The 25,012-nt window shown below is 75.6% G+C and carries 21 protein-coding genes, 2 pseudogenes and 1 riboswitch; of the genes and pseudogenes, 11 read left to right on the top strand and 12 right to left on the bottom strand.

Annotated features, from left to right (window positions below):
* Nucleotides 1–114: 114 nt before the first annotated feature.
* The gene (gene purU / locus GYH36_RS15490; protein ID WP_024840433.1) at nucleotides 115–1,035 is read right to left on the bottom strand and encodes a formyltetrahydrofolate deformylase; all 921 of its coding nucleotides are present in this window, start codon (nucleotides 1,033–1,035) and stop codon (nucleotides 115–117) included.
* A 107-nt stretch (nucleotides 1,036–1,142) separates the two neighbouring features.
* Here purU and GYH36_RS15485 point away from each other — a divergent pair, with 107 nt between their 5' ends.
* From GYH36_RS15485 to GYH36_RS15465, 5 genes are all read left to right on the top strand, one after another.
* Nucleotides 1,143–1,661: a GNAT family N-acetyltransferase gene (locus tag GYH36_RS15485; protein WP_024840434.1), complete on the top strand. Its 519-nt coding sequence runs from the start codon at nucleotides 1,143–1,145 to the stop codon at nucleotides 1,659–1,661.
* 68 nt (nucleotides 1,662–1,729) lie between these two features.
* Nucleotides 1,730–1,838, top strand: a riboswitch (ZMP/ZTP riboswitch).
* Between the two features lie 80 nt (nucleotides 1,839–1,918).
* On the top strand, nucleotides 1,919–3,208 hold the full coding sequence (glyA, locus tag GYH36_RS15480) for a serine hydroxymethyltransferase (RefSeq protein ID WP_024840435.1): 1,290 nt from the start codon (nucleotides 1,919–1,921) through the stop codon (nucleotides 3,206–3,208).
* Nucleotides 3,205–4,086, top strand: a complete 882-nt coding sequence (locus GYH36_RS15475; RefSeq protein ID WP_115942136.1) for a bifunctional methylenetetrahydrofolate dehydrogenase/methenyltetrahydrofolate cyclohydrolase — start codon at nucleotides 3,205–3,207, stop codon at nucleotides 4,084–4,086. The genes glyA and GYH36_RS15475 overlap by 4 nt, the downstream gene beginning before the upstream one ends.
* 337 nt (nucleotides 4,087–4,423) lie before the next feature.
* Nucleotides 4,424–5,845 carry an MFS transporter gene (locus tag GYH36_RS15470; RefSeq protein WP_162290306.1) on the top strand — a complete coding sequence of 474 codons (1,422 nt, stop codon included), beginning with the start codon at nucleotides 4,424–4,426 and terminating at the stop codon, nucleotides 5,843–5,845.
* A gap of 35 nt (nucleotides 5,846–5,880) precedes the next feature.
* Nucleotides 5,881–6,684 (top strand): exodeoxyribonuclease III, encoded by an 804-nt coding sequence (locus GYH36_RS15465; RefSeq protein ID WP_162290305.1) that lies wholly within the window; start codon nucleotides 5,881–5,883, stop codon nucleotides 6,682–6,684.
* Between the two features lie 10 nt (nucleotides 6,685–6,694).
* On the opposite strand, the pseudogene galK reads toward GYH36_RS15465, so the two are convergent.
* The 7 genes and pseudogenes from galK to GYH36_RS15435 all read right to left on the bottom strand — a co-directional run.
* Nucleotides 6,695–7,867, bottom strand: a pseudogene (gene galK / locus GYH36_RS19360) (galactokinase); the annotation flags it as partial.
* A 147-nt stretch (nucleotides 7,868–8,014) separates the two neighbouring features.
* Nucleotides 8,015–9,217: pseudogene (gene galT / locus GYH36_RS19805) on the bottom strand (galactose-1-phosphate uridylyltransferase); the annotation flags it as partial.
* Nucleotides 9,218–9,273: 56 nt separating this feature from the next.
* Nucleotides 9,274–10,047 carry a DeoR/GlpR family DNA-binding transcription regulator gene (locus GYH36_RS15455; RefSeq protein WP_162290303.1) on the bottom strand — a complete coding sequence of 258 codons (774 nt, stop codon included), beginning with the start codon at nucleotides 10,045–10,047 and terminating at the stop codon, nucleotides 9,274–9,276.
* Between the two features lie 129 nt (nucleotides 10,048–10,176).
* Complete coding sequence (locus tag GYH36_RS15450; protein ID WP_115942139.1) at nucleotides 10,177–11,388, bottom strand: ABC transporter permease; 1,212 nt, start codon at nucleotides 11,386–11,388, stop codon at nucleotides 10,177–10,179.
* The gene (locus GYH36_RS15445) at nucleotides 11,385–12,245 is read right to left on the bottom strand and encodes an ABC transporter ATP-binding protein (protein ID WP_024840440.1); all 861 of its coding nucleotides are present in this window, start codon (nucleotides 12,243–12,245) and stop codon (nucleotides 11,385–11,387) included. Before GYH36_RS15445 ends, GYH36_RS15450 begins: the two co-directional genes overlap by 4 nt.
* A complete protein-coding gene (locus tag GYH36_RS15440; RefSeq protein WP_162290302.1) occupies nucleotides 12,242–13,261 on the bottom strand; it encodes a permuted SH3 domain-containing protein in 1,020 nt (339 codons plus the stop codon). The genes GYH36_RS15445 and GYH36_RS15440 overlap by 4 nt, the downstream gene beginning before the upstream one ends.
* A gap of 463 nt (nucleotides 13,262–13,724) precedes the next feature.
* Nucleotides 13,725–14,864: an Mrp/NBP35 family ATP-binding protein gene (locus GYH36_RS15435; protein WP_162290301.1), complete on the bottom strand. Its 1,140-nt coding sequence runs from the start codon at nucleotides 14,862–14,864 to the stop codon at nucleotides 13,725–13,727.
* A gap of 108 nt (nucleotides 14,865–14,972) precedes the next feature.
* Between GYH36_RS15435 and GYH36_RS15430 the strand changes: the two genes are divergently transcribed.
* Entirely contained in the window at nucleotides 14,973–15,770 is a 798-nt protein-coding gene (locus tag GYH36_RS15430) for a maleylpyruvate isomerase family mycothiol-dependent enzyme (protein ID WP_024840443.1), read from the top strand.
* A 9-nt stretch (nucleotides 15,771–15,779) separates the two neighbouring features.
* Here the strand turns inward: GYH36_RS15430 and GYH36_RS15425 are convergent, their stop codons facing one another.
* Nucleotides 15,780–16,292, bottom strand: a complete 513-nt coding sequence (locus tag GYH36_RS15425) for a DUF1003 domain-containing protein (protein WP_024840444.1) — start codon at nucleotides 16,290–16,292, stop codon at nucleotides 15,780–15,782.
* Entirely contained in the window at nucleotides 16,285–17,628 is a 1,344-nt protein-coding gene (locus tag GYH36_RS15420) for a magnesium transporter MgtE N-terminal domain-containing protein (RefSeq protein WP_115942142.1), read from the bottom strand. The genes GYH36_RS15425 and GYH36_RS15420 overlap by 8 nt, the downstream gene beginning before the upstream one ends.
* Before the next feature lie 89 nt (nucleotides 17,629–17,717).
* Here GYH36_RS15420 and GYH36_RS15415 point away from each other — a divergent pair, with 89 nt between their 5' ends.
* The gene (locus tag GYH36_RS15415; protein WP_246209448.1) at nucleotides 17,718–18,443 is read left to right on the top strand and encodes a YflT domain-containing protein; all 726 of its coding nucleotides are present in this window, start codon (nucleotides 17,718–17,720) and stop codon (nucleotides 18,441–18,443) included.
* Between the two features lie 162 nt (nucleotides 18,444–18,605).
* Here the strand turns inward: GYH36_RS15415 and GYH36_RS15410 are convergent, their stop codons facing one another.
* Together GYH36_RS15410 and GYH36_RS15405 are read right to left on the bottom strand one after the other, a co-directional pair.
* Complete coding sequence (locus tag GYH36_RS15410; protein ID WP_115942144.1) at nucleotides 18,606–20,222, bottom strand: aminopeptidase P family protein; 1,617 nt, start codon at nucleotides 20,220–20,222, stop codon at nucleotides 18,606–18,608.
* Nucleotides 20,219–21,103 carry an alpha/beta fold hydrolase gene (locus GYH36_RS15405; RefSeq protein ID WP_115942145.1) on the bottom strand — a complete coding sequence of 295 codons (885 nt, stop codon included), beginning with the start codon at nucleotides 21,101–21,103 and terminating at the stop codon, nucleotides 20,219–20,221. Before GYH36_RS15405 ends, GYH36_RS15410 begins: the two co-directional genes overlap by 4 nt.
* A 117-nt stretch (nucleotides 21,104–21,220) precedes the next feature.
* Between GYH36_RS15405 and GYH36_RS15400 the strand changes: the two genes are divergently transcribed.
* The 4 genes from GYH36_RS15400 (at nucleotide 21,221) to GYH36_RS15385 (ending at nucleotide 24,757) form a co-directional block, all read left to right on the top strand.
* Complete coding sequence (locus tag GYH36_RS15400; RefSeq protein WP_115942146.1) at nucleotides 21,221–22,060, top strand: PHP domain-containing protein; 840 nt, start codon at nucleotides 21,221–21,223, stop codon at nucleotides 22,058–22,060.
* Between the two features lie 7 nt (nucleotides 22,061–22,067).
* Nucleotides 22,068–22,703, top strand: a complete 636-nt coding sequence (locus GYH36_RS15395) for a MarC family protein (protein ID WP_024840449.1) — start codon at nucleotides 22,068–22,070, stop codon at nucleotides 22,701–22,703.
* Between the two features lie 90 nt (nucleotides 22,704–22,793).
* Nucleotides 22,794–23,564 carry a FadR/GntR family transcriptional regulator gene (locus tag GYH36_RS15390; RefSeq protein WP_115942147.1) on the top strand — a complete coding sequence of 257 codons (771 nt, stop codon included), beginning with the start codon at nucleotides 22,794–22,796 and terminating at the stop codon, nucleotides 23,562–23,564.
* Nucleotides 23,561–24,757 carry an MFS transporter gene (locus GYH36_RS15385; RefSeq protein WP_115942148.1) on the top strand — a complete coding sequence of 399 codons (1,197 nt, stop codon included), beginning with the start codon at nucleotides 23,561–23,563 and terminating at the stop codon, nucleotides 24,755–24,757. Before GYH36_RS15390 ends, GYH36_RS15385 begins: the two co-directional genes overlap by 4 nt.
* The last annotated feature ends 255 nt before the right edge of the window (nucleotides 24,758–25,012 follow it).

Genomic DNA, 25,012 nt, shown 5'->3' with positions numbered 1-25,012 from the left:
GCCCGGGGGGCGGGCGCGCGGGGGGGGCCGGGGGGCCCCCCCCCCCCCCCCCCGCCCCCCCCGCCCCCCCCCCCGCCCCCGCCCGCCCGGGGGGCCGTCGTGGTGCGCAAGCGGTCAGCGGAAGACGACGGTGCGGTGCCCGTCGAGCAGCACGCGGTGCTCGGCGTGCCAGCGCACGGCGCGCGCGAGCGTCTGGCGCTCGACGTCCTCGCCGATCGCGACGAGGTCCTCGACGCGGCGCGTGTGGTCGACGCGCTCGACGTCCTGCTCGATGATCGGGCCCTCGTCGAGGTCGCCCGTCACGTAGTGCGACGTCGCGCCGATGAGCTTGACGCCGCGGTCGTGCGCCTGGGCGTAGGGGCGCGCGCCCTTGAAGCTCGGCAGGAACGAGTGGTGGATGTTGATGATGCGCCCGGGCATCTCGCGGCACAGCTCGTCCGAGAGGATCTGCATGTACCGCGCGAGGACGACGAGCTCGACGTCGAGCTCCGTCACGAGCTCGCGCAGGCGCGCCTCCGCCGCGGGCTTCGTGTCCCGCGTGACCGGGACGTGGTGGAACGGCTTGCCGTAGAACGACGCGATGTCCTCGAGGTCGCGGTGGTTGCCGACGACGCCCACGACCTCGATCGGCATGCCCTGCGAGCGCTCGCGGTACAGCAGGTCGACGAGGCAGTGCGGCGCCTTGGAGACCATGAGCAGCGTGCGGACGCGCCGCCCGACCACGTCGAGCTGCCACGTCATGCCGAACCGCGCGGCGACCTCCTCGACCGCGCGCTCGAGCTCGGTGCGCTCGGCGGCCGCCTCGACCTGCACGCGCATGAAGAACAGCCCCGACAGCGGGTCGCCGAACTGCTGCGACTCCGTGATGTTGCCGCCGAGGCGGGCGAGCGCGCCGGCGACGGCGTGCACGATCCCCGGCCCGTCCGGGCACGAGAGCGTGAGGACCCAGTGCGTGGGGTCGCCGGTCGAGGGCTGCGCGGTGCGGAGCGCCGAGGTGTCGGGGACGTCGGCGCCACGGGGATCTGTCGTGGACACCCCTCAGAGGGTAGCCGCGCGCGGGCCGCGACGAGGCGCGCGTCCCCGGGGCGGACATCACCCGGACGCGCGCGGTCGAGCCCGGCGATGTCTGACACGATGTCCTCATGAGCGACGCGCAGATCACGACCCGCCTCGTCGACGACGCCGAGGCCGGTGAGCTCCTGACCCTGCGCCGGGCGGCGTTCGTCACCGAGGCGCAGCTCTACCAGGACCCGAACATCCCCCCGCTGACCCAGACCCTGCACGAGCTGCGCGAGGACCTCGCGCGCGAGGACGTCGTGACGATCGGCGCGTGGCTCGGCCCGCGCCTCGTGGGCTCGGTCCGCGTCGAGATCGAGGGCAGCAAGGCGACGCTCGGCCGGCTCGCGGTCGCGCCCGACATGCAGGGCCGTGGCATCGGCACGCAGATGCTCTTCGAGGTGCTGCCGTACCTGCCGGAGCAGACCACGGAGATCTGGGTCTTCACCGGCAAGGACTCCAAGCAGAACCTCGCGATGTACACCAAGCACGGGTACGAGGAGCAGTACGACAAGGCCGCGGGCGACCTCACGTACACCTACCTGCGCCGCATCCTCGGCGAGGCCGAGGCGCGCAACGAGTCCGGCGCCGTCGGGCAGGAGTAACCCGCGCCACCGGGGAGGGGCGGGTCAGGGCGAGAGGGCCGGTCCGGCCCGCCGGCCGTGCGCTAGGATCGACGCGTCGCGACTGGCGCCGCCCGGGATCTCCGCCCGGGCAGGGTGGATCACCACCGGGGAGCGGCACGCTGTGCAGACGACGGGTCGTTCGCCTGGGCCCCGGGTCACCCCACTGGTGGGGCGTACCCGGCGAGCCGGGACGTGACCACCGACGACGAACTGCCAGAACCAGCGGAGGAGACGCCATGAGCGCCCAGCCAGCCGACAACGTCCTCGACACCCCGCTCGCCGAGCTCGACCCCGAGATCGCGGCCGTCCTCGACGGCGAGCTCGCGCGCCAGCGCGACACCCTCGAGATGATCGCGTCCGAGAACTTCGTCCCGCGCGCCGTCCTGCAGGCGCAGGGCTCCGTGCTCACCAACAAGTACGCCGAGGGCTACCCGGGCCGTCGGTACTACGGCGGCTGCGAGCAGGTCGACGTCGCGGAGAACCTCGCGATCGCCCGCGCCAGGTCGCTGTTCGGCGCCGAGCACGCCAACGTCCAGCCGCACTCGGGCGCCCAGGCGAACGCGGCCGTCCTGCACGCGCTCATCAACAAGGGCGACCGGATCCTCGGCCTCGAGCTGGCCCACGGCGGCCACCTCACGCACGGCATGAAGATCAACTTCTCCGGCAAGCTCTACGACGTCTCGGCGTACGGCGTGGACCCGCAGTCGTACCGCATCGAGATGGACGAGGTCCGCAAGCAGGCCCTCGAGACGCGCCCCGACGTCATCATCGCCGGCTGGTCCGCGTACCCGCGCCACCTCGACTTCGCCGCGTTCCGCGAGATCGCGGACGAGGCCGGCGCCAAGCTCTGGGTCGACATGGCGCACTTCGCGGGCCTCGTGGCCGCGGGCCTGCACCCGTCGCCGGTGCCGTACGCGGACGTCGTGTCCTCCACGGTGCACAAGACGATCGGCGGCCCCCGCTCCGGCTTCATCCTCAGCAAGGAGGAGTACGCCAAGAAGATCGACTCCGCCGTGTTCCCGGGCCAGCAGGGCGGCCCGCTCATGCACGTCGTCGCCGCCAAGGCCGTGTCGTTCAAGGTCGCGGCCACCGAGGGCTTCCGCGACCGCCAGGAGCGCACGCTGCGCGGTGCGAGCATCATCGCCGACCGCCTCGCCCAGCCCGACGTGGCCGAGGCCGGCGTGTCCGTCCTCACCGGGGGCACCGACGTCCACCTCGTGCTCGTCGACCTGCGCCACTCCGCGCTCGACGGCCAGCAGGCCGAGGACCTCCTGCACGAGGTCGGCATTACCGTGAACCGCAACGCCGTGCCGTTCGACCCGCGCCCGCCGCGCGTCACGTCCGGCCTGCGCATCGGCACGCCCGCGCTCGCGACCCGCGGCTTCGGCGACGCCGAGTTCACCGAGGTCGCCGAGATCATCGCGACCGCGCTGCGCGAGGGCGCCGCGACCGACGCCGACGCGCTGCGCGCGCGCGTGCAGAAGCTCACGGCCGACTTCCCGCTGTACCCGGGCCTGCAGCAGTGAGCGCGCAGATCCTCGACGGCAAGGCCACCGCGGCGGCGATCAAGGCCGAGCTCGCCGAGCGCATCGCCGTCCTCGCGGGCAAGGGCGTCGTGCCGGGACTCGGCACGCTCCTCGTCGGCGACGACCCGGGCTCCCAGTGGTACGTCGCGGGCAAGCACCGCGACTGCGCCGAGGTCGGGCTCGCCTCGATCCGGGAGGACCTGCCGGGCGACGCCACGCAGGAGGACATCGAGGCCGCGGTCCGCCGCCTCAACGACGACCCGGCCTGCACGGGGTACATCGTGCAGCTCCCGCTCCCGAAGGGCATCGACACCAACCGCGTGCTCGAGCTCATCGACCCGGCCAAGGACGCGGACGGGCTGCACCCGACCAACCTCGGCCGCCTCGTGCTGCGCGTCAACGAGGAGGTCACCTCGCCGCTCCCGTGCACGCCGCGCGGGATCATCGAGCTCATCGAGCGGCACGGGATCTCCCTCGCGGGCAAGGAGGTCGTGGTCGTCGGCCGCGGCGTGACCGTCGGCCGCTCCATCGGCCTGCTGCTCACGCGTCGCGAGGTCAACGCGACCGTCACCCTCACGCACACCGGCACGACGGACCTCCCGGAGCTCGTGCGCCGGGCCGACGTCGTGGTCGCGGCCGCCGGCGTCCGGGGCATCATCACGCGCGACATGGTCAAGCCCGGGGCCGTCGTCATCGACGTCGGCGTCTCGCGCGAGGTCGACCCCGCGACCGGCAAGAGCCGCGTCGTCGGCGACGCCGCGCCCGACGTCGCCGAGGTCGCGGGCTGGATCTCGCCCAACCCCGGCGGGGTGGGGCCGATGACGCGCGCGATGCTGCTCGCGAACGTCGTCGACGCGGCGGAGCGCGCCTCCGCCTGAACCGGCGCACGGTTCGCGCAAGCCCTGGTAGGAGGACGGGGCGGCGCGTCGCGGGTCTACCATCCGGCCGCTCGTGCCTCGCGGCCTCCCGCAGGCCCGCCACGACCCGCGACGCGCCGCCCCGTCCTCCTCGCCTCGTCTCGCCGTGTGCGGTCGACGGGTTCCTCGACGCCACACGACCCTCGGCCGCCTGACGCCCGCGCGCCCCTCGCGTGTCCGCTCGCCTCGTGCGCGCGCTCGGCTCGTGCGGTCGGACCGTCCGAGGGGGTGCGAACGCAGCCCGCCGGCCGCGCCGCGGGACTGCCCGGTCGCGTCGCGCGGGCGCTAGTCTGCGCGGGTGACGAGGGCGCGCATCGCGACGACGGCGGCGTACGCCGTGCAGGGGTTCGGGTTCGCGGTGGTGCTCACGAGCATCCCCGGGTACAAGGACCGGCTCGGCATGGGCGACGACGTCGTCACGCTCGTCGTGCTGGGGGTGTGCGTGCTCGCCGGGCTCGGCAGCGCGCTCTCCGGGGTCGTGGCGGCGCGGCACGGGGCGCGGACGGTCGTCGTGGGCGGGCTGCTCCTCGCCGCGGCGGCGGTCGCGGGGATCGGGGCGGCGCCGTCGTGGCCCGTGTTCTTCGTCGCGATCGGGCTGTACGGGCTCGCGCTCGGCGCGGTCGACGCCGCGATGAACATGCTCGGGATCGACGTCGAGCGGGCCCAGGGGCGCAGCCTGCTCGCGTCGTTCTACGCCGCGAACGCCGCGGGCGGGGTGCTCGGCGCGCTCGCTGTCTCCGGCACCGCGCTCGCGACGCTCAGCCAACCCGTCGCGCTCCCGCTCCTCGCCGCGCTCGTCGCCGTCGGTGCCGTCGTGCTCGCGGCGCGTCTGCCCGACGCCGGTCCGGCCGTCCCCGCGCCCGTCGCCGCGCGCGGGGTACCCACGGTGGACGACGGCACCGACACGGGCGCGAGCCTGGACGCTCCGGGTGGCACGGCGCCCGTGCCGATCGCCGGGCCCGGTCCCGGGGGCGCCGACCTCGAGCGGGGCCGCCCGGCCGGGGGCCTGGTCCGGGTCGTGGCGGGCACCGTCGCGCTGCTCGGGGCGGGGATGCTCGCGTTCCCCGTCGCCGACTCCGCCGTGTCGAGCTGGAGCGCGACGTTCCTGCGCGACGTCCTCGCCGCGAGCGCGGTCGCCGCCCCGCTCGGGTACGCCGCGTACCAGGCTGCGCTCATCGTGTCCCGCCTCCTCGGCGACGGCCTCGTCGAGCGGGTCGGCCGCGTCCGGGTCGTGCGCGGGGGTGGCACGGTGGGCGCCCTCGGCTTCCTCGCGGTCGCGGCGGCCCCCGCGTGGCCCGTCGCGGTCCTGGGCCTCGCGGCGACCGGGCTCGGCCTGGGCGTCGTCGCACCTCTCGCGTTCTCCGCGATCGGCGACCGGGCGCGGGAGGCCGTGGCGGCGGCCGCCGGCCCCGCGTCGGACGCGGTCGCGCGGGGCGACGTCGAGATCCCGGCGGCACCGACGGCCGACGTCGTGGCCGGCCCGCGGGACGGCGTCGTCGCCGCGGTGACGGACCGGGCGGTCGCGCGGCTCAACGTGTTCACGTACGCGGGCGCCGTGCTCGGCGGCGTGCTCACCGGGGTCTTCGCGACCGCGCACCAGCTCCGCGCCGGGTTCGTCGTGCTCGCCGCGCTCGCCGCCGTCTCGGCCGTCCTCGCGGGCGCGTTCCGGCCCGCGCGCACCGCCCCGGTGACGGTGACCGAGCCCACGTCGCCCGGCTGACGAGGCTGTCACCGGCGTGTGATGGGATGGCACGCGTGCTGACCATCGCCACCGCCAACGTCAACGGGATCCGCGCCGCCTACCGCCGGGGGATGGACGCCTGGATCGCGTCCCGCACCCCGGACGTCCTGCTGCTGCAGGAGGTCCGCGCCCCCGACTCGGTCGTGAACGACCTCCTCGACGGGTGGCACGTCGCGCACCAGGCGTGCGACATCAAGGGGCGGGCCGGGGTCGCGGTCGCGTCACGGCTGCCGGTGTCCGCCGTGCGCGTCGGCCTCGGTGCGGGCGAGCCCGAGCCGCCGGTCGACACGGGCCGGTGGGTCGAGGCGGACCTCGACCTCCCGGACGGCGGCCGCGTCACCGTGGTCTCGGCGTACATCCACTCCGGCACGGTGAGCCAGCCGGAGACGATGGTCGCCAAGTACGCCTACCTGGAGAAGGTCACGGCCCGGCTGCGCGCCCTCGCGGCCACGGGCGAGAGGGTCGTCCTCGCGGGCGATCTCAACATCGCCCACCGCAACGCCGACATCAAGAACTGGAAGGGCAACCTCAAGAGCGCCGGCTTCCTGCCCGAGGAGCGCGCGTACGTCGACACGTGGCTCGACGAGATCGGGCTCGTCGACCTGGGGCGGCTGCACGGCGGCGAGGGTCCCGGCCCGTTCACGTGGTGGTCGTGGCGCGGGCGCGCGTTCGACAACGACTCGGGCTGGCGCATCGACTACCAGCTCGCGACGCCGTCGCTCGCCGAGCGCGCCGTCAAGGTCGAGGTCGACCGCGCACCGTCGCACGAGGAGCGCTGGAGCGACCACGCGCCGCTCGTCGTCACCTACGACGTCTGAGCGGAACCCGTCAGGCGACGCGCTCGGCGGGGGCGGACGGCGTCGCGAGGAGGAACCCCGGGGCGCCGAGGCCCTCGCGCTCGAACGCGCCACGGACGGCGTCGGCGACGGCCTCGACCTGGTCGGCGCGCACGAGCGCGATCGCGGAGCCGCCGAACCCGCCGCCCGTCATGCGGGCGCCCAGGGCACCGGCGACGCGCGCGGCGTCCACGGCGACGTCGAGCTCGACGCTCGACACCTCGTAGTCGTCGCGCAGCGACGCGTGCGACGCGTTCATAAGCGGCCCGATCGCGCCGGGGCGACCCTCGCGCAGCAGCGCGACGAGCTCGCGCACCCGGCCGATCTCGGTGACGACGTGGCGCACGCGGCGGCGCGCGACGTCGTCGGGCAGCTTGTCGAGCGAGACGGCGAGCGTGCCCGCGGGGTCGTCGCTCGCGTCGACGGCGTCGGCGAGGTCACGCAGCGACGCGAGCCCGAGCGTGCGGGCCGCGTCCTCGCACGTGGCGCGGCGTGCGGCGTACTGGCCGTCGACGAGCCGGTGCTCGGCGCGCGTGTCGACGACGAGCAGGGCGAGGCCGGCGGCGTCGAGGTCGAACGGCACCTGCTCCGCGGACTCGACCGGGTCGAGCCCGGGGCGGCAGTCGAGCAGGAGCGCGTGCCCGGCGCGGGCGCGCAGCGAGGCCGACTGGTCCATGCCGCCGGTCGGCGCCCCCGCGATCTCGTTCTCGGCGCGGACGCTCGCCGCGGCGAGCACGGCGCGGCCGGCGTCGCTCGCGCTCAGGCCGAGGCCGGCGACGTCGTCGAGCGCGACGGCGACCGAGCACTCGAGCGCGGCCGAGGACGACAGCCCCGCGCCGAACGGGACGCTCGAGTCGACGGCGGCGTCGAAGCCGGTGATCGACGCCGGGTCGGCGCCCTGCGCGACGAGGTGCTCGCGCAGTGCCCACGCGACGCCCGCGACGTACGACCCCCAGCCCGCGACCTCGCCCGGGGCGACGTCCTCGAGGCGCGCGGTCCACGTCTCGCCGGGAGCCTGGGCGGACGCGAGGCGCACGAGCGAGTCCGTGCGCGGGCGCAGCGCGACGTACGTGCGGTGGGGGAGGGCGATCGGCAGGCAGAGGCCCGCGTTGTAGTCGGTGTGCTCGCCGATGAGGTTGACGCGGCCCGGGGCGGCCCAGACGCGCACGTCGTCCTCGCCGGGCGCCGCGGCGGCGTCCGCTGCCGGGTCGTCGTCCGGCCCGCCGAACGCCGCGGCGAGGACCGCGCGCGCCCGGGCCGCGCCCTCGTCGTCGGACAGCGCGGGGACCCACCCGCGTGCGGCGCTCGTCGGCGCGAGCTCCTGGAGGCGGGCCGCGATGCGCTCCGGCGTGGTGTCGCTGATCCACGCGCCCATGCCGGACTCCGAGCCGGCGAGGTACTTGAGCTTGCCGGGCGCGCGCAGCACGGAGAACACCTGCAGGTGCAGGCGCGCGAGCGTCACCTCGTCGGTGCCGCCGTCGGCGACCGAGCGGCCCTCGTGGGCGGGCGCCTGGTGCCACGCGGCGATGTACGGCAGCGGGATCGGCTCGCCGTCGGCCGTCTCGAAGAACCGGTCGAGGCGGCGCAGGAGCTCGAGGTACGCGGTCGCGAGGTCGTCGCGCTCGGCGTCGGTCAGCGCCGGGAGGTCGGGCACGTCGCGGCGCGGGGCGAGGTGGACCTCGACGGGCCACCGGGCGGCGTACGGCACGTACGCGACCCAGTGCTCGGTCTCGAGGACGACGCGGCGCCCGTCGGCGAGCTCGGACTCGAGCACGTCGCGCAGGAGGTTGCGGCCCGTGCGCCGGTGGTGCTCGCGCGCCTGGTCGAGCATCGCGCGGGTGCGCGGCGTGACGTACGGGTAGCCGTAGATCTGTCCGTGCGGGTGGTGGAGCGTGACGCCGATCTCCTGGCCGCGGTTCTCGAAGCAGAACACCTGCTCGACGCCCGGCTCGGCGCCGAGCGCGGCCGTGCGGTCGGCCCAGGCGTCGATGATCGTGCGCACGCGCTGCGGGGGGAGCGCGCCGAACGACGACTGGTGGTCGCTCGAGAAGCAGACGACCTCGCACCGGCCCGCCGCCGGGGCGTGGACCTGGAGCGGCGCGTCCTCGACGACGGCGTCCGGCACCCCGGGCACCCGCTGCAGCGACGGGAAGCGGTTCTCGAACACGACGACGTCGTAGTCGGTGTCGGGGACCTCGCCGTCGGAGTAGGCGCTGCCCGGTCGCGCCGGGCACAGGGGGCACGAGTCGGCCGCGGGCAGGAACGTGCGGTTCATGCGGTGCGCGGCGAGCGGCACCCAGTCGCCCGTGAGCGGGTCGCGCCGCATCTCGGGCCCCTCGTAGGGGCGCGGCGTCCCGTCCGGTCCCGGGACCGGCGCGAACCGGTCCGGCAGCGGCCGCGGGTCGTCGAGGCGACGTGAGCGCTCACCCGAGACGTACTCGGGGGAGTCGTCGAAGTAGACGAGCTCGCGTCCGTCGGCGAGGCGGGTCGAGGTGCGGCGCAGGTGCGGGTTCATGCGTGCGGGGTTCCGATCGCGGGTGCGGGGTCGATGGTGCGTCGTGGGGCGCCGCGTCAGGCGACGACGAGCTGCTCGACGAGGTCCTGGACGCGGGTGCGCTCGTCCTCGGCGAGCCCGGCGTCGGTGACGAGCACGTCGACGTCGGCGAACGTCGCGAAGACGCGCAGGCCGGTCGTGTGCCACTTGGTGTGGTCGGCGAGGACGACGGTGCGGCCCGCCGCGTCGATGAGCGCGCGGTTGGTCGCGGCCTCGTCGAGGTTGGGGGTCGTGAGGCCGATCTCGGGGTCGACGCCGTGCGCCCCGACGAACGCGAGGTCGACGCGCAGGCCCGCCAGCGCCGCCTCGGCGAGCGGTCCGACGAGCGCGTCGGACGGCGTCCGGCTGCCGCCGGTGAGGATGGTCTCGAGGCGCGGGTCGTTCGCGCGGTGGAGGACCTCGGCGACGGGGAGCGAGTTCGTCACGACGGTCAGGGGGCGCAGCGCCGGGTCCGCGGCGATGCGGGCGGCGAGCAGGTGGGTCGTGGTGCCGGCGCTGAGCGCGACGGACGCGTCCGGCGTGATGAGGCGCCCCGCGGCCGTGGCGATGGCCTCCTTCTCGGCGGCCTCGCGCGAGCTCTTCGCGGCGAACCCGGGCTCGTGCGCGGTCGTGTGCGGGGCGACGGCGCCCCCGTGGACCTTGCGGACGAGACCCTGGTCGGCCAGCTCCACGAGGTCGCGCCGGATCGTCATGTCGGAGACGCCGAGCTCTCGGGTCAGGTCGCCGATCCTGACCGCGCCGTGGTCGCGGATCTCCGCGAGGATGCGCTCCTGGCGCTGTGAGGCGAGCATGCGACCAGTATTGTCCACATCGCCGAGAAATCCAACACGATCGAACAGGACTCAACATCCGTGTCGTCCGACCGGCGTCCTCCGCCCAGCCCGACGACGCGGGCCGGGCGGACCTGTCAGTACCGGATCTCAGTACCGGATCGCGTCGATCACCTTGACCCGCACGGCGACGAGCGCCGGCAGGAGACCCGCGAGCGCCCCGATCCCGACGGCGGCGACCATGCCCGTCACGGCGGCGGAGAGCGGGAAGCCGGGCCGGTCCTGCACCGGGTACCCCATGAGCGCGTCGAGCGGCAGGTTGTGCAGGGCGACGACGGCGACCGTGACGCCCAGCACGCCGGCGACGGTCGTCGCGACGACGCTCTCCATCATCACGGAGAAGAACACGCGGCCCGAGCTCGCGCCGAAGCTCCGGCGGATCCCGATCTCGCGGATCCGGTACCGCACGGTGACGAGCGCGATGTTGACGAGCCCGAGCCCGCCGAGCAGCAGCGCGATCACGCTGACGCCCAGCACGACCAGCCGGATCGCGCCGTCGACGCTCGCGTAGTCGGGGGAGTCGAACCGGAAGACGTCGGCCTGCACGCCGCTCAGGGCCCCCGCGACGTCGCGCTGGACGAGCTCGACGAGGTCGTCGGCGAGCTCCTCGGGCACCCACAGCTCGAGGCTCGGGGGACCGGTCATCTCGAGCGACTCCGGGGTGACCCACGCGGCCTGGGAGCCGACCAGCACGTACGCCTCAGGTTCGGCCTGCGGCCAGGCGTCGGGGTAGGCGCCGACGACCGTCGCGACGACGGGGTTGTCGCCCCCGATCGTCACGGTCGGGTGCTCGGCCACGGTCACGCCGCCGAGCGCGTCGAGGAACGCCTGGTTGACGACGAGCGCGGGCGAGAGGCGGTCCGCGTCCGCGTCGGTGAACCAGCGCCCAGACGTGACCTCGAAGCGGTGCATCGTGGCCCAGTCGGGCTCCACGCCCGTCGTGTAGACCTCGCGCGTGCCCTCGGGGAAGCGCACCGGCGCGGGCGCGTTGCGCAGCATCGACGAGTACCCGACGGAGTAGCGCTCGACGATCTCGTCGAAGACCTGCTCGTACTCCTCGGGCGCGGGCATCACGCTGCCGCCCTCGCCCGTCGGCCACGCGGACACCTGGAGCGTGGCCGCGCGCCCGTTCCAGCGGTCGTTCTGCTCGGCGGAGACCTGGCGCAGCATCTCGCCGGCCGCGGAGATCGCGGTGATGGCGCAGACGGCGACGGCGACCCCGACGAGCGCGAGGAGCACGCGGACCTTGTGGACCCGCAGCTCGTCCCACGCCTCGAGGACCGAGCCCACGATCCCGGTCACGCGGCGTCCCCCTCGCCCGGGGCGGCGCCGTGCGCCGGCACGAGGGGCCGGGCGACGTGCTCGGCCTGGTCGTCCCCGGACACGGCGGGGCGGCCGGCCGCGCCGGGTCCCGGGCCCGAGGGCTGGTCTCCCGGGGCGCCGAGCGCCCCCAGCGACCCGGCGCTGCGCGCGCTGATGGCGATCGGGGTGAGCACGCCGTCCGCGAGGCGGAACTGGCGCGACGCGCGCGACGCGACCGCGAGGTCGTGCGTGATCGCGATGAGCGCCGAGCCGTTCTCGCGCGCGATGGTGTCCAGCAGGTCCATGACCTCGCTGCCCGTGTCGACGTCGAGCGCGCCCGTCGGCTCGTCCGCGAGGATGACCCGCGGCACGCGCACGAGGGCCCGCGCGATCGCGACGCGCTGCTGCTCGCCGCCCGAGAGCTTCTCGGGCCGCGTGTCGAGGCGGTCGCCGAGGCCGACGCGCTCGAGCATCTCCGCGGCCAGCGTCCGGCGCTGCCAGAACTGCCGCCCGCGCGCGTAGAGCAGGGGCGCGACGACGTTCTCCAGCGCGGTGCGGCCCTGGAGCAGGTTGAACTGCTGGAAGACGAACCCGAAGTCGGTGCCGCGGCGCCGCGCCCGGGCGCGGCCGGAGAGCCTGCCGATGGGCACGCCGTCGAGCACGTACTCGCCGCTCGTCGGGGCGTCGAGCAGCCCGAGGATGTTGAGGAGGGTGGACTTGCCCGTCCCCGAGCGCCCGACGATCGACACGTGCTCGCCCGCGTCCACGGTGAGGTCGATCCCGCGCAGGATCTCGAGCGTGCGATCGTCGGGGAGCACGACGGAGCGGGTGACCCCGCTGAGCTCCAGGAGGCTCATCCCCCGATCACCTCGCCGGTCATGGGGTCGACGACCGGGACCACGTCCTCGCCGGGCACGAACTCGAGCACCTCGTCGCCCTCGGCGAGGCCCTCGGTCACCTGGACGACGGACCCGTCGGTGAGGCCGAGCGTCACGGCGCGCTCCTCGGGCTCGCCGTCCTCGCCGACGACCCACACCTTGCCCTGCTCGACCCGGCCGAGCACCGCGGTGACCGGCACGACGAGCGCGCCCTCGACCGAGCCCGCGGTGATCTCGAGCTCCGCGGCGAGACCGGCGAACACCGTGACGTCGCCCGGCACCGCGCACGTGACGCTCGCGGACGAGCCGCCCGCGCCGGGGTCGGCCGCGCCCTCCTCGGGCGTCCCGCCGGGCGCCGCGGCGGCGCCCATGCGCAGGCCGGTGCACGTGAACGGCGCGGGCCCGCCCGTCACGGTGACGATCGCCTCGGAGGGGATCTGCAGGAGGCGGAACTGCTGCTCGGCGACCATGCTGCCCGTCACCGAGAGCGTCCCGGGCGAGATCGACGCGAAGTCCTCGCCCACGGCGACCTCCTGGTCCTTCAGCGCGGTGAACGTCGCCACGGTGCCGCCGGTCGTGGCCTTCACCGTCTCGCGGGTCACCTTCGGCCGACGCTCGGTGACGGTGACCTCGCCGGTCTCCGGGTCGGTCTCCGTGAGGGGCTCACGCGGCTCCTCGAGCGTGACCTCGAGCAGGGGCGCGCCGGCCTCGACGACGTCGCCGGGCTTGGCGTGCACCGCCGTGACGACGCCGCGCTGCGTGACCTTCTGGGGCGCGGCCGGGTCGGCGACGACCTGGCCCGCGAGCGTGACGGTGTTCGTGACGTCGGCGGTCGTCACGGCGACGCGCGGCTCGACGATCTCGGCGGTCGGGAACGCCGGGTCGGCGGGCGGCTCGGGGGCCGAGCGGAAGGCGATCACGGCGAGCGAGACGGCGATGACCCCCCAGACGACGAGACGGAGGGCGGGGAAGACGATCCTGCGGGCGATACCCACGTGAAGGCTCCTGGGCGGCGAGGGCGGACGGCGGTGACCTGCGACGGTGCGGACGGCGGTGACGTGCGACGGCCGCCCGGAGCGAGGCTAGGGCGGGGCGGCGGGACGCGTCGTCAGCCCTGGGGAGGAGTTCCGGCCGGAGGGGTTCAACGGGCGGTCACCGTCAGGTAAGCCGGGTGGGCGCCCCGCGGCGCGACGCGCGGCGGACGCAGCGGCGCGCCGCGGTGCGCGCCGGTACCGGGCGCGGACGTGCGACGTCGCAGGTCGGGGCAGGGTCCGCGGGGTCGGGCGCGCACGGCACGGCGACGACGACGCCACGGCACAGCCCCCTCACCGGCCGCGTGGGCCGTCCCCCTGACGAGATGCGGGCGCGACTATACCGTGACGCGGAACAGGGACCGGCGGGTGCCCGCGCAGACGTGCGGGGGTGCGGCGGGGCAGGCCGTGACGGCGTCCTCGGGCGTCAGACGACGGTCACGCCGAGCGAGCGGCCCGCGAGCCCGCGCGGCCGTCGGGCGAGGCCGAGCGCGACGTCGCGCAGCGCGACCGCGGCGGGCGAGGCGGGGTCGGCGAGCACCACGGGCGTGCCGCCGTCGCCGGCCTCGCGCAGCGACACGTCGAGCGGCACCTGCCCGAGCAGGGGCACGTCGGTCCCGGTGGCGCGCGACAGGTTCGCGGCGACGCGCTCGCCGCCCCCGGACCCGAAGACCTCGAGGCGAGACCCGTCGGGCTGCTCGAGCCACGACATGTTCTCGACGACGCCCACGAGGCCCTGCTGCGTCTGCGTGGCGATCGACCCCGCGCGCTCGGCGACCTCGGCCGCCGCGACCTGCGGCGTCGTCACGACCACGATCTCGCTGCCGGGCAGGAGCTGGGCGACCGAGATCGCGATGTCGCCCGTCCCCGGCGGAAGGTCGAGCAGGAGCACGTCGAGGTCGCCCCAGAAGACGTCCGCGAGGAACTGCTGGAGCGCGCGGTGCAGCATCGGCCCGCGCCACACGACGGGCTGGCCCGCCGGGACGAACATGCCGATCGACACGACCTTCACGCCGTGCGCGATCGGCGGCAGGAGCATGTTGTCGACCCGCGTGGGCTGCCGGTCGACGCCGAGCATGCGCGGGATCGAGAAGCCGTAGATGTCCGCGTCGACCACGCCGACGTCGAGGCCCTGCTCCGCGAGCGCGACGGCGAGGTTGGCGGTGACGGACGACTTGCCCACGCCCCCCTTGCCCGACGCGACCGCGTACACCTTCGTCAGGGAGTCGGGCCTGGCGAACGGGATCTCCGGCTCGCCCACGCCGCCACGCAGCATCGTGCGCAGCTCCGCGCGCTGCTCGGCGCTCATGACGCCGAGGTCCACGCGCACGTCCGCCACGCCGTCGACCGCGCGGACCGCGGCGGCGACGTCGCGCGCGAGCGTGTCGCGCATCGGGCACGTGGCGACCGTGAGGTCCACGCCCACCGTCACGACGCCGGTCGGCGCGACGTCCACCGAGCGGATCATGCCGAGGTCCGTGACCGGGCGCCGGATCTCGGGGTCGAGGACGGTGGCGAGGGCCCGCCGGACGGCGTGCTCGAGCGGGTCTGCGGCGGGGGCGGGCATGGCCCCATCGTAGGCATGACGCGCCACGTTCCCGCGGGCCCTAGGTCCCGGGACGGGCGTGAGCCGGATCGCACGGCGCGCGGTGCACCGGGGGACTACGGTGCACGCATGGACCGCCTCGCCTCCCTCGTGCGCGACACCGAGCTGTTCGGCGACGCCGTGCGCAGCGCGCCCCCGGACGCGCGCGTCCCGTCGTGCCCCGAGTGGACGGGCGCCGACCTGCTGTACCACCTCGCGGAGGTGCAGGACTTCTGGGCGCGCGTCGTCGGGCCGGCGCCCGGGCAGGGGCTCGACGGGGACGACGTCGAGCCGCTCGCGCGCCCGGCGTCGGACGCCGAGCTGCCCGCGCTGCTCCAGCGCTCGACGAGCCGGCTCGTCGCGGCGCTCACCGACCGGGACCCCGACGAGCCGTGCTGGTCGTGGCACGACGACGGCCGGCACGTCGGCTGGGTCCTGCGGCGCCAGGCGCACGAGGCCCTGGTCCACCGCGCCGACGCCGAGCTCACCGCGGGCCGCGACGTGACGCCCGCCGACCCGGAGGTCGCCGCGGACGGCGTCGACGAGGTGCTCGCCGTCATGGTCGACGGCGTCCCCGGGTGGGGCGTGTTCACGCCGGACGGCGCGACGATGTCGGTCGTCGTCGACGGCCCGGGCGAGACGCCGCGGAGCTGGGAGCTCGCGTTCGGGCGCTTCACCGGGACCGGCCCCGAGTCGGGCACCGCGTACGACCTCGACGTCGCGCAGCTCGTGGACCTCCCGGGCTCGACCACGACCCAGGTGTCCGGGCCCGCGTGGGCGCTCGACCTGTGGCTGTGGGGGCGCGGGACGGACGAGGGGCTCGCGGTCACGGGCGACCCGGCCCTCGCCGAGCGCCTGCGCCGCGTCGCGGCCGAGGGGACGCAGTAGCGCCCGCGCTCAGCGGTCGGCCGGTTCGTCGTCGGGCGCCTGCCGCGCTGACTTCTCCTCGAGCTCCTCGAGCAGGTTGCGGATCTCCGAGCGGACGAAGTCGCGCGTCGCGACCTCGCTCAGCGCGATGCGCAGCGCCGCCATCTCGCGCGCGAGGTACTCGGTGTCCGCGAGGTTGCGCTCCGCGCGCTGCCGGTCCTGCTCGGCGGTCACGCGGTCGCGGTCGTCCTGCCGGTTCTGCGCGAGCAGGATGAGCGGGGCCGCGTACGACGCCTGGAGCGAGAGCATGAGCGTCAGCGCGGTGAACCCGAACTCGGCGGAGTCGAACCGCAGGCCCTCGGGTCCCCACGAGTTCCAGATGATCCACGCGGCGCAGAACACCGTGAGGTAGACGAGGAACCGGGGCGTGCCGAGGAAGCGCGCGATGCCCTCGGTCGCGCGCCCGACGGCGTCCTGGTCGACCCGGACGCGCGGGATGAGGGACCGGCGCGCGGTCTTCGGGGTGTCGAGACGGTCAGCCACGGGCCACCCCCGACGCCCCGCCGCGACCCGCGGTGCGCGCCGTCGCGGAACCGTCCGCGACGGCGGCGCGCGCGCGTTCAGCGTCCACGTCGTCGTCGTTCTCCCGCCAGTCGTCGGGCAGCATGTGGTCGAGCACGTCGTCCACGCTGATCGCCCCGAGCAGGCGCTTCTCCGCGTCGAGCACGGGCACGCACAGCAGGTCGTACGTCGCGAGGATGCGGGTCACGCGGCCGAGCGGCGCGTCGGGCGAGACGCCCTCGACGTCCGAGTCGAGCACCGAGCCGACGGCCGCGTGCGGGGGCTCGCGCAGCAGACGCTGGAAGTGCGCGACGCCGAGGAACCGCCCCGTCGGCGTCTCGAGCGGCGGTCGTGCGACGAACACCATCGACGCGAGCGCGGGCGCGAGGTCCTTGCGGCGGATCTGCGCGAGCGCCGTCGCGATCGTCGTCTCCGGCCCGAGCACCACGGGGTCGGACGTCATGAGGCCGCCCGCGGTGTCCTCGGCGTACGCGAGGAGACGGCGCACGTCGCGCGCGTCCTCGGGCTCCATGAGCTCGAGCAGCTGCGCGGCCTGCGCCTCGGGGAGCTCGTGCAGGAGGTCTGCCGCGTCGTCGGGCTGCATCGCCTCGAGCACGTCCGCGGCGCGGTCGCTGTCGAGCCCGGAGAGGATCGCGACCTGGTCGTCCTCGGGCAGCTCCTCGAGGACGTCGGCGAGGCGCTCGTTGTCGAGCGCGCCCGCGACCTCGAGACGCCGGGTGTCCCCGAGGTCGTGGATGACGTCGGCCAGGTCGGCCGGCTTGAGGTCGTCGTACGCGGCGAGGAGCATCGCGGCGCCCTGGGCCTCGGCGCTCCCCGCCAGGCCGGTGACCGCGTCCACGTCGACCAGGAGCGTGTCTCCCCGCCGCCGCAGCCCGAGCGTGCCCTTGTGCTGCGCGCGGCGGCGCACGTAGAGCTTGGTGACGAGCCAGTCGCCCGTGCGCTGCCGCTCGATCGCCAGGTCCTCGATCGTCGCCGAGCCCGACCCGTCGACGAGCTCGACCGTGCGCTCGAGGAGCTCGCTGACCGCGAGCGTCTCCATGGCGCGCTGCTCGAACCGCCGCATGTTCACCAGGCCCGTCGAGATGACCTGGCCCGCGTCGATGCTCGTCACGCGCGTCAGGGGCAGGAACACGCGACGCCGGCCCGGGACCTCGACGACCAGGCCCACGGCGCGCGGGGCGCCCTTCGGCCGGATGAGCACGACGACGTCCCGCACCCGCCCGACCTGGTCGCCGATGGGGTCGAACACGCTGGTCCCGGCCAGACGCGCGACGAAGACGGTGGTGGCTGCGCTCACGCGGCCAGCCTACGCACGCGCGGGGGTCACCGCGCGTTCCTCCCGGCACGGCCCTCGCGCGCTCCGCGCGAGTAGGACAGACTGGGCGAATGAGCATGTCACGCCCGGGTGCCGTCCCCCGTGTCCCCACCCCGCCGCGAGGGGAGCAGATCGCGTCCTACGCGACGTACCTCGAGGCGCAGAAGGCCGTCGACTTCCTGTCGGACAACAAGTTCGCGGTCGAGCTCGTGACGATCGTGGGCACCGACCTCAAGATGGTCGAGCGCGTCACGGGCCGGCTCACCTACGGGCGCGTGGCGCTCGCGGGCGCGGCCTCGGGCGCGTGGTTCGGCCTCTTCGTCGGCATCCTGCTCTACCTCTTCTCCGAGCAGGGCGGGTTCGTGCTCACGGCGATCGCGATCGGCGCCGGGTTCGGGCTGCTGTTCTCGGTGCTGTCGTACGCCCTGACGCGGGGCCGGCGCGACTTCACGTCGCAGAGCCAGATCGTCGCGTCGGCCTACGGCATCCTGTGCGCGCCCGAGCGCTCGGGCGAGGCGCGTCAGCTCCTCGCGCGCATGCCAGACGGCGCCGGCGGCGTCCGCGCCCCGGCCGCCCCGGCGAACCCGTCGTGGGGCACGCCCGGCGCCCCGACGCCCCCGACCTCGCCCGGAGCCACGGCGCCGCAGCCGCCGGCGACCCCGCCTCCCGCGGCGCCCGCCCGCACGCCCGACCCGCGCTGGACCACGCCCACGGGCGAGCCGCGCTACGGGGCGATGCGACCGACGTCGGACCAGCCGGCCCTCCGTTCCGAGCGCGTCAGCGCTTACGGGTCTTGACGGCGGTCTCGGCAGCCCTCTCGCGCTTCTGGGCGCGCTTCTCCTTGAGGGACATCGACGCCGCCTTCTTGGTGCTCTTCGCCACGTGAGTTCACCTCCCCTCGCCGGTGGATGAACGGGCAACCATAGCCCAGTTCCTCCGCCGGCGGGCCGGGTCGGCGATCAGCCCCGCAGGCGCGCCATCCAGGCCTCGACGTCCTCCGGCCGGCGGGGGAGCGCGGCCGAGAGGTTCTCGTTGCCGTCCGCCGTGACGAGCACGTCGTCCTCGATGCGGACGCCGATGCCCCGGTACTCCTCGGGCACCGCGAGGTCGTCCGCCTTGAAGTACAGGCCCGGCTCGATGGTGAAGACCATGCCCGGCTCGAGCACGCCGTCCAGGTAGAGCTCGCGGCGGGCCTGCGCGCAGTCGTGGACGTCGAGCCCCAGGTGGTGGCTCGTGCCGTGCACCATCCAGCGGCGGTGCTGCTGGCCCTCGGGCGAGAGCGACTCCGCCGCCGTGACGGGCAGCAAGCCCCACTCCTCGAGGCGCGCGGCGATGACCTCCATCGCGGCGGCGTGCACGTCGCGGAACCGCGCGCCCGGCACGGCGACGGCGAACGCGGCGTCCGCGGCGTCGAGCACCGCCTGGTACACGCGGCGCTGCACGTCGGTGTACTCGCCGTCCACGGGCAGCGTGCGTGTGATGTCCGCGGTGTACAGCGAGTCGACCTCGACGCCCGCGTCGAGCAGCACGAGCTCGCCGGCCCGGACCACGCCGTCGTTGCGGATCCAGTGCAGGGTCGTGGCGTGCTCGCCCGCGGCCGCGATGGTCTCGTAGCCGACCGTGTTGCCCTCGAGGCGCGCGTGCGCGTCGAACGTCGTCTCGATGACGCGCTCGCCGCGGCGGTGGGCCGTGGCCCGCGCGAGGTTGCGCACGACCTCCTCGAACCCTGCGATCGTCGCGGCGACGGCCTCGCGCATCTGCTCGACCTCGTGCGCGTCCTTGACGAGCCGCAGCTCGGAGACCGCCTCGACGAGCGCGGCGTCCGTGCGCCGGTAGGCCGCCTCGGCGCGCGCGACCCACTCCTCGTCGGTGAGACCCTGCTCCTCGGCGGACTCCTCCTCGGCACCCGCCTCGGCCCGGATCGCCTCGACGAGCGCCTCGACCGCCTCGTCGGCGCCGGCGACGACGAGCAGCGTCACCCCGCCCGGGCCGACGTCCTTCGCGAGCGCGTCGCGCAGCTCGTCGACGTGCCGCGCCTCGATCCCGGTCGCGGTCGTGACGTCGTCGAGCGACGGGCGCGCGCCGACCCAGAACTCGCCGTAGCGCGCGTCGGCGTAGAACTCCTCGGTGTCGCGCGCCGCGAGCGGGCGCACGTAGAGGACGGCGTGGTGGTCCGAGCCGTCGTCGCCCGTCCCGGGCTCGACGGGGTGCAGCACGAGCACCGCGTCGGGCTCCTGGTCGGTGCCGTAGCCGGTGAGGTGGGCGAACGCCGAGTGCGGGCGGAACCGGTAGTCGGTGTCGTTCGAGCGCGTCTTCAGCGGGCCCGCGGGCACCACGAGGCGGGCGCCGGGGAACCGGGCGGAGAGCGCCGCGCGCCGTGCCGCGGTGTACGGCGCGGCGGGCAGGGGCTCGACGTCGAGCGCCGCGCGCGGCGCCCAGCCGCTCGTGATGAAGGCCTTGAACGCGTCGGAGTCGGGGCGCTGGGAGCGGTTGCTCCCGCGCGCGGCGAGGTCCTGCGCCTCGGGCGCGCCTGCGTGCTCGGGTGTCTCGGAGGTGACGGGGGTGGCGTCGGTCATGCCCCCAGTCTCGCACCGCGCCCGCGGCCGAAGTCCGCGAGGGCGCGGCCGAGCACGCGGTTGAAGGCCTCGGGGGCCTCGCTGTTGACGTCGTGGCCGGCGCGCGGCACGACGACGAGGGCCGCGTCGGCGGCGGCGGCCAGGTAGCGCTGCTCGTCGAGACGCATGTGGTCCCGCGCGCCGTTGACGAGCCACACCGGGACGTCGACGTCGCGCACGTGCGCGAGCCACGAGCGGCCCGCGAGCTGCGTCAGCGCGTCGGTGACGACGTGCCACCCGGGGGCGGCGGGCCGGTGGGCCGCGCCCGCGTCGCCGGGCCCGGCGAGCGCGTGCGACGACGCCCCGCCCCCGGGCAGCGAGCGCCCGGCGCGCGTGATCGCGGACCACGCCGCGCCGCTCGTCCGCGCGGCCCAGCGCGCGCCGCGGCCGACGGCCCCGCCGCCGGCGACGACGAGGCGAGCGACGTCGCGGTACAGCGCCACGGGCTTGCCCTTGGGGTCGGACGTGCAGGCGGCGGCGACGACGCCCGCGAGGTTCGCGGGGCGGCGGGCCGCCCACGCGAGGGACGTGTACCCGCCGAGCGAGAGGCCGACGAGCGCGACGCGGCGCCCCGGGCCGAACGAGGCGGCGGCCTCGTCGAGCACCTCGAAGGACCGGTCGAGCGTGAACCGCTCGTGCGCGCGGGCCCCGTGCGCGGGCAGGTCGACCGCGACGGCGTCGTGGCCGAGCGCGCGCACGTGCTCGAGCTGGCGGTCCCAGATCGCGCCGGACGTGCGCATGCCGTGCACGAACACGACGGCGGGGGGCTGGGCGGACCCGTCGGCGGGCGCCCCGGCGGGGTCGGGGGCGGGCACGGCGGGGGTGAGCGTGGTGGAGGTCATCGGTCCCGACTGTTCCAGCCCAGCCTGGGACGGCCGTGGTGAGGCCCCGGGTCCCGTGTGCACATCGTGTGCGGGTCCCGTGCCACCCGGGCACGGCCCGTCACTATCCTGGTCGTCGTGCGCATCGACCTCCACACCCACTCGACCGCGTCCGACGGCACGGACGCCCCGGGGGAGGTCGTGGAGGCCGCGGCCGCGGCCGGACTCGACGTCGTCGCGCTCACCGACCACGACACGACCGCAGGCTGGGCGCAGGCGACGGACGCGGCGCTCGCGCACGGCGTCGCGCTCGTGCGCGGCGCCGAGATCTCGGCGCGCTCCGGCGGGATCAGCGTGCACGTGCTGTCCTACCTGCACGACCCCGCGCACGCGGCGCTCCTCGCCGAGCTCGACCGCACGCGCGACGCGCGCACGAGCCGGGCGCGGCGGATGGTCGACCTCATCGCCGAGGACTACCCCATCACGTGGGAAGATGTCCTCGCGCAGACCGTCGAGGGGACGACGATCGGCCGCCCGCACATCGCGGACGCGCTCGTCGCCGCGGGCCTCTCGCCCGACCGCTCGGCGGCGTTCGCGACCATCCTCGCCACGAACACGCCGTACTACGTGCCGCACTACGCGCCCGACGCCGTCGCGGCCGTGCGCGGGATCCGTGCCGCGGGCGGGGTGCCCGTCTTCGCCCACCCGGGTGCGGACGGACGCGGCCGCGTCGTGGCCGACGCCGTGATCGAGGAGATGGCGGAGGCCGGGCTCGCGGGGCTCGAGGTGTTCCACCGCGACCACGACGAGCGCCAGCGCGCACGGCTCGAGGACCTGGCCCGGACCCTGGGCCTGTTCGTCACCGGGTCGAGCGACTACCACGGGGCCGGCAAACCGAACCGGCTCGGGGAGAACACGACAGCACCGACCGTGCTGGAGCAGATCGAGGAGCAAGGACAGTTGGACGTGATCCGATGAGCGGACGATGAGCGAGTTCTTCGACGTCCGGCTCTTCACGGAGGTCTTCGTCACCCTGTTCGTCATCATGGACCCGCCCGGCACGGTGCCGGTGTTCCTGGGCCTGACGGGCGCGATGGGTGCCAAGCAGCGCAACCAGGCGGCGCGGACGGCGATCTTCGTCGCGTTCGGCGTGATCGTCGCGTTCGCGGTCTTCGGCCAGCAGATCCTCAGCTACATGCACATCTCGCTCCCCGCGCTCCAGACCGCGGGCGGCCTGCTGCTGCTCCTCGTGGCGATGGAGCTCCTCACGGGCAAGATGGAGGAGCCGCAGCCGTCCGGGAACAAGAGCGTCAACGTGGCGCTCGTGCCGCTCGGGACGCCGCTGCTCGCGGGGCCGGGCGCGATCGTCGCGACGATGGTCTTCGTCCAGCGCGCGGGCGAGCGCGGCGGCGGGGTCGCGGAGTGGGTCGCGATCGCGGCGGGCGTCGTCGCGGTCCACGTGTGCCTGTGGCTCTCGATGCGCTTCGCGAACGTCATCAACCGCGTCCTCGGCGACTCGGGCACGATCCTCGTGACGCGGATCGCCGGTCTGCTCCTCGCGGCCATCGCGGTCCAGCTCGTGGCCGACGCCGTGATCGAGTTCGTCCAGAACGCCTCGTAGCGGGTCTCACGTCCGCGCGCAGGGCGCTGCGCCGTGACCGTGCGGCCGAGCGGTCTCTCGCGATCAAACAGGGGATGTTAGGTTCTTTCGATGCCCGAGCCGATCGTCCCGCCCCGCAAGGTCTCCGAGCTCGTCGTCGAGCGCCTCACGCAGCGCGTGGAGCGCGGCGAGTGGCCCGTGGGCACGCGCATCCCGCCCGAGCCCGAGCTCGTCGCCGAGCTCGGCGTCGGGCGCAACACCGTCCGCGAGGCCGTGCGCGCGCTCGAGCACGCCGGGATCCTCGAGCCGCGGCGCGGCGACGGCACCTACGTCCGCGCGGCCGACGGGCTCGACGCGGCCCTGAACCGGCGCGCACGGACCACGGACGCGTTCCACGTGCTCGAGGTGCGCGGGATCCTCGAGCGCGGCGCGGCGCGCGCCGCGGCCGAGCGGGACGACCCCGGCGTGCTCGCGCGCCTCGACGCCGCGCTCGCCGCCCAGGTCGCGGCGCGCGCCGGGGACGAGGACGCCTTCCAGGCCGCCGACGTCGCGTTCCACGCCGAGGTCGTGCGCGCCGCGGGCAACCCGCTGCTCGCGGACCTCTACGACGGTCTCGACCACGCGCTCGTGCGGTCGTTCCCCTCCGGCGAGCAGCGGCGGCACCACCGCGCGGTGCCCGGGCACGAGGAGGTCGTCGCGGCGATCCGCGCGCACGACCCCGCCGCGGCCGAGGCGGCCGTCGCCGCGACGATCGCGACGGTGCGGGCCCACCTCGTCGAGGCGGCGCGCGGCGCACCGGACGGCCCCGACGTCCCCGGCGGCTCGGGCGCCCGCGGTGCGCGCCCGACCGGGGGCGCCGACGAGAGCGAGGCCGGCGCGTGACGGGCCTGCGGCGCCCGCTCGGTGCGGGCGCGGTCGTCGCGATCGTCCTGGCGGCGCTCAACCTGCGCCCCGCCGTCGTGGCGATCTCTCCGCTGCTCGGCGACATCCGCGCCGACGAGGACCTGAGCGCGACGGCGGCGGGCGTCCTCACCACGCTGCCCGTCCTGTGCTTCGGCCTGCTCGCGCCCGTCGCGCCCGTGCTCGCGCGGCGCTGGGGGCTCGAGCGCGCACTCCTCGCGAGCCTCGTCGCGCTGTGCGCCGGGTTCGCCCTGCGCCTCGTGCCCGGCGTGTGGGCCCTGTTCGCCGGGACCGTCGTGGCCGGGTGCGCGATCGGTCTCGGCAACGTGCTCCTGCCCGCGCTCATCAAGCGCGACTTCGCCGACCGCATCGGCCTCATGACGGGGCTGTACTCGATGGCGCTGTCCGGCGGCGCGGCGCTCGCCGCGGGGCTGACGCTCCCGGTCGCGGCCGCGGCGGGCCTCGACTGGCGCGGCGCGCTCGCGAGCTGGGGCGTGCTCGCCGTGGTCGGTGCGCTCGTCTGGGTGCCGCGCGCGCTGCGGCCCGACCCCGGCGGCGCGTCCGCGTTCGGCGGGCTGCCCGGCGCGAGCCCGGCCGGGGCGCGGTCCGCGGTGTGGCGCAGCCCGCTCGCCTGGGCGGTGACCGTCGTCATGGGCATGCAGTCGCTGTCGTTCTACGCGGTCAACGCGTGGCTCCCGGAGATCATGGTCGGGCTCGGCCGCACCCCGGAGGCCGGCGGGTGGCTCCTCGCGCTGTGCAACCTCGCGGGCATCCTCGGGTCGTTCGTCACCCCCGTCCTCGCCGGGCGGATGCCCCGCCAGCGCGGCATCGGCGTCGTGCTCGTCACGCTCGTCGGGACGGGGCTGCTCGGCCTCGCGCTCGCCCCCGGCGCCGCGGCGGCGTGGGTCGTGCTCGTGGGGCTCGGGCAGGGCGGCGGGATCAGCCTCGCGCTCACGCTCATGGCGCTGCGGGCGCGCGACGCCGCGCACACCTCCGAGCTCTCCGGGATGGCGCAGAGCGCCGGGTACCTCCTCGCGGCCGGCGGCCCGCTCGGCCTCGGGCTCGCGCACGACCTCACGGGCGCGTGGCTCGTGCCGCTGCTCCTGCTCGTGGCGGCCGCCGTCGTGCAGGGCGTCGCCGTGTGGTTCGCCGGTCGCGACGCGCACGTGCACTGACGGCCGAGCCCGAGCCCGGGGGTCGGCGACCCGACGCCCGGGCTCGGGACGACGAACCCCGGGCCGCTCCCGCCGCGACGTGGTGGAGGGTGCGACCCGGGGTCCGGTGCCGTGACTACTCGGCGGGCTGGGGCGCGGCCGACGCGCCGCCGTCGTGCTCGACGGGGCGGCCGCCGCGCGTGCGGCGGCGGCTGCGCGACCGACGACGGCGCTCGCCGCCCTCGGACGCGGTGCCCGCCTCGGGCGACTGGGACC

This window comes from Cellulosimicrobium composti (genome assembly GCF_010287905.1).
GTDB classification, from domain to species: domain Bacteria; phylum Actinomycetota; class Actinomycetes; order Actinomycetales; family Cellulomonadaceae; genus Cellulosimicrobium; species Cellulosimicrobium composti.
This window is presented reverse-complemented; position numbering and strand designations above follow the sequence as displayed.

Coding starts and splice junctions, on each gene's coding strand:
- GYH36_RS15455 (WP_162290303.1), bottom strand. CDS start 10,047: ATGCTCGCCTCACAGCGCCAGGAGCGCATCCTCGCGGAGATCCGCGAC.
- GYH36_RS15435 (WP_162290301.1), bottom strand. CDS start 14,864: ATGCCCGCCCCCGCCGCAGACCCGCTCGAGCACGCCGTCCGGCGGGCC.
- GYH36_RS15410 (WP_115942144.1), bottom strand. CDS start 20,222: ATGACCGACGCCACCCCCGTCACCTCCGAGACACCCGAGCACGCAGGC.
- GYH36_RS15430 (WP_024840443.1), top strand. CDS start 14,973: ATGGACCGCCTCGCCTCCCTCGTGCGCGACACCGAGCTGTTCGGCGAC.
- GYH36_RS15405 (WP_115942145.1), bottom strand. CDS start 21,103: ATGACCTCCACCACGCTCACCCCCGCCGTGCCCGCCCCCGACCCCGCC.
- GYH36_RS15415 (WP_246209448.1), top strand. CDS start 17,718: ATGAGCATGTCACGCCCGGGTGCCGTCCCCCGTGTCCCCACCCCGCCG.
- GYH36_RS15445 (WP_024840440.1), bottom strand. CDS start 12,245: ATGAGCCTCCTGGAGCTCAGCGGGGTCACCCGCTCCGTCGTGCTCCCC.
- GYH36_RS15390 (WP_115942147.1), top strand. CDS start 22,794: ATGCCCGAGCCGATCGTCCCGCCCCGCAAGGTCTCCGAGCTCGTCGTC.
- GYH36_RS15485 (WP_024840434.1), top strand. CDS start 1,143: ATGAGCGACGCGCAGATCACGACCCGCCTCGTCGACGACGCCGAGGCC.
- GYH36_RS15395 (WP_024840449.1), top strand. CDS start 22,068: ATGAGCGAGTTCTTCGACGTCCGGCTCTTCACGGAGGTCTTCGTCACC.
- glyA (WP_024840435.1), top strand. CDS start 1,919: ATGAGCGCCCAGCCAGCCGACAACGTCCTCGACACCCCGCTCGCCGAG.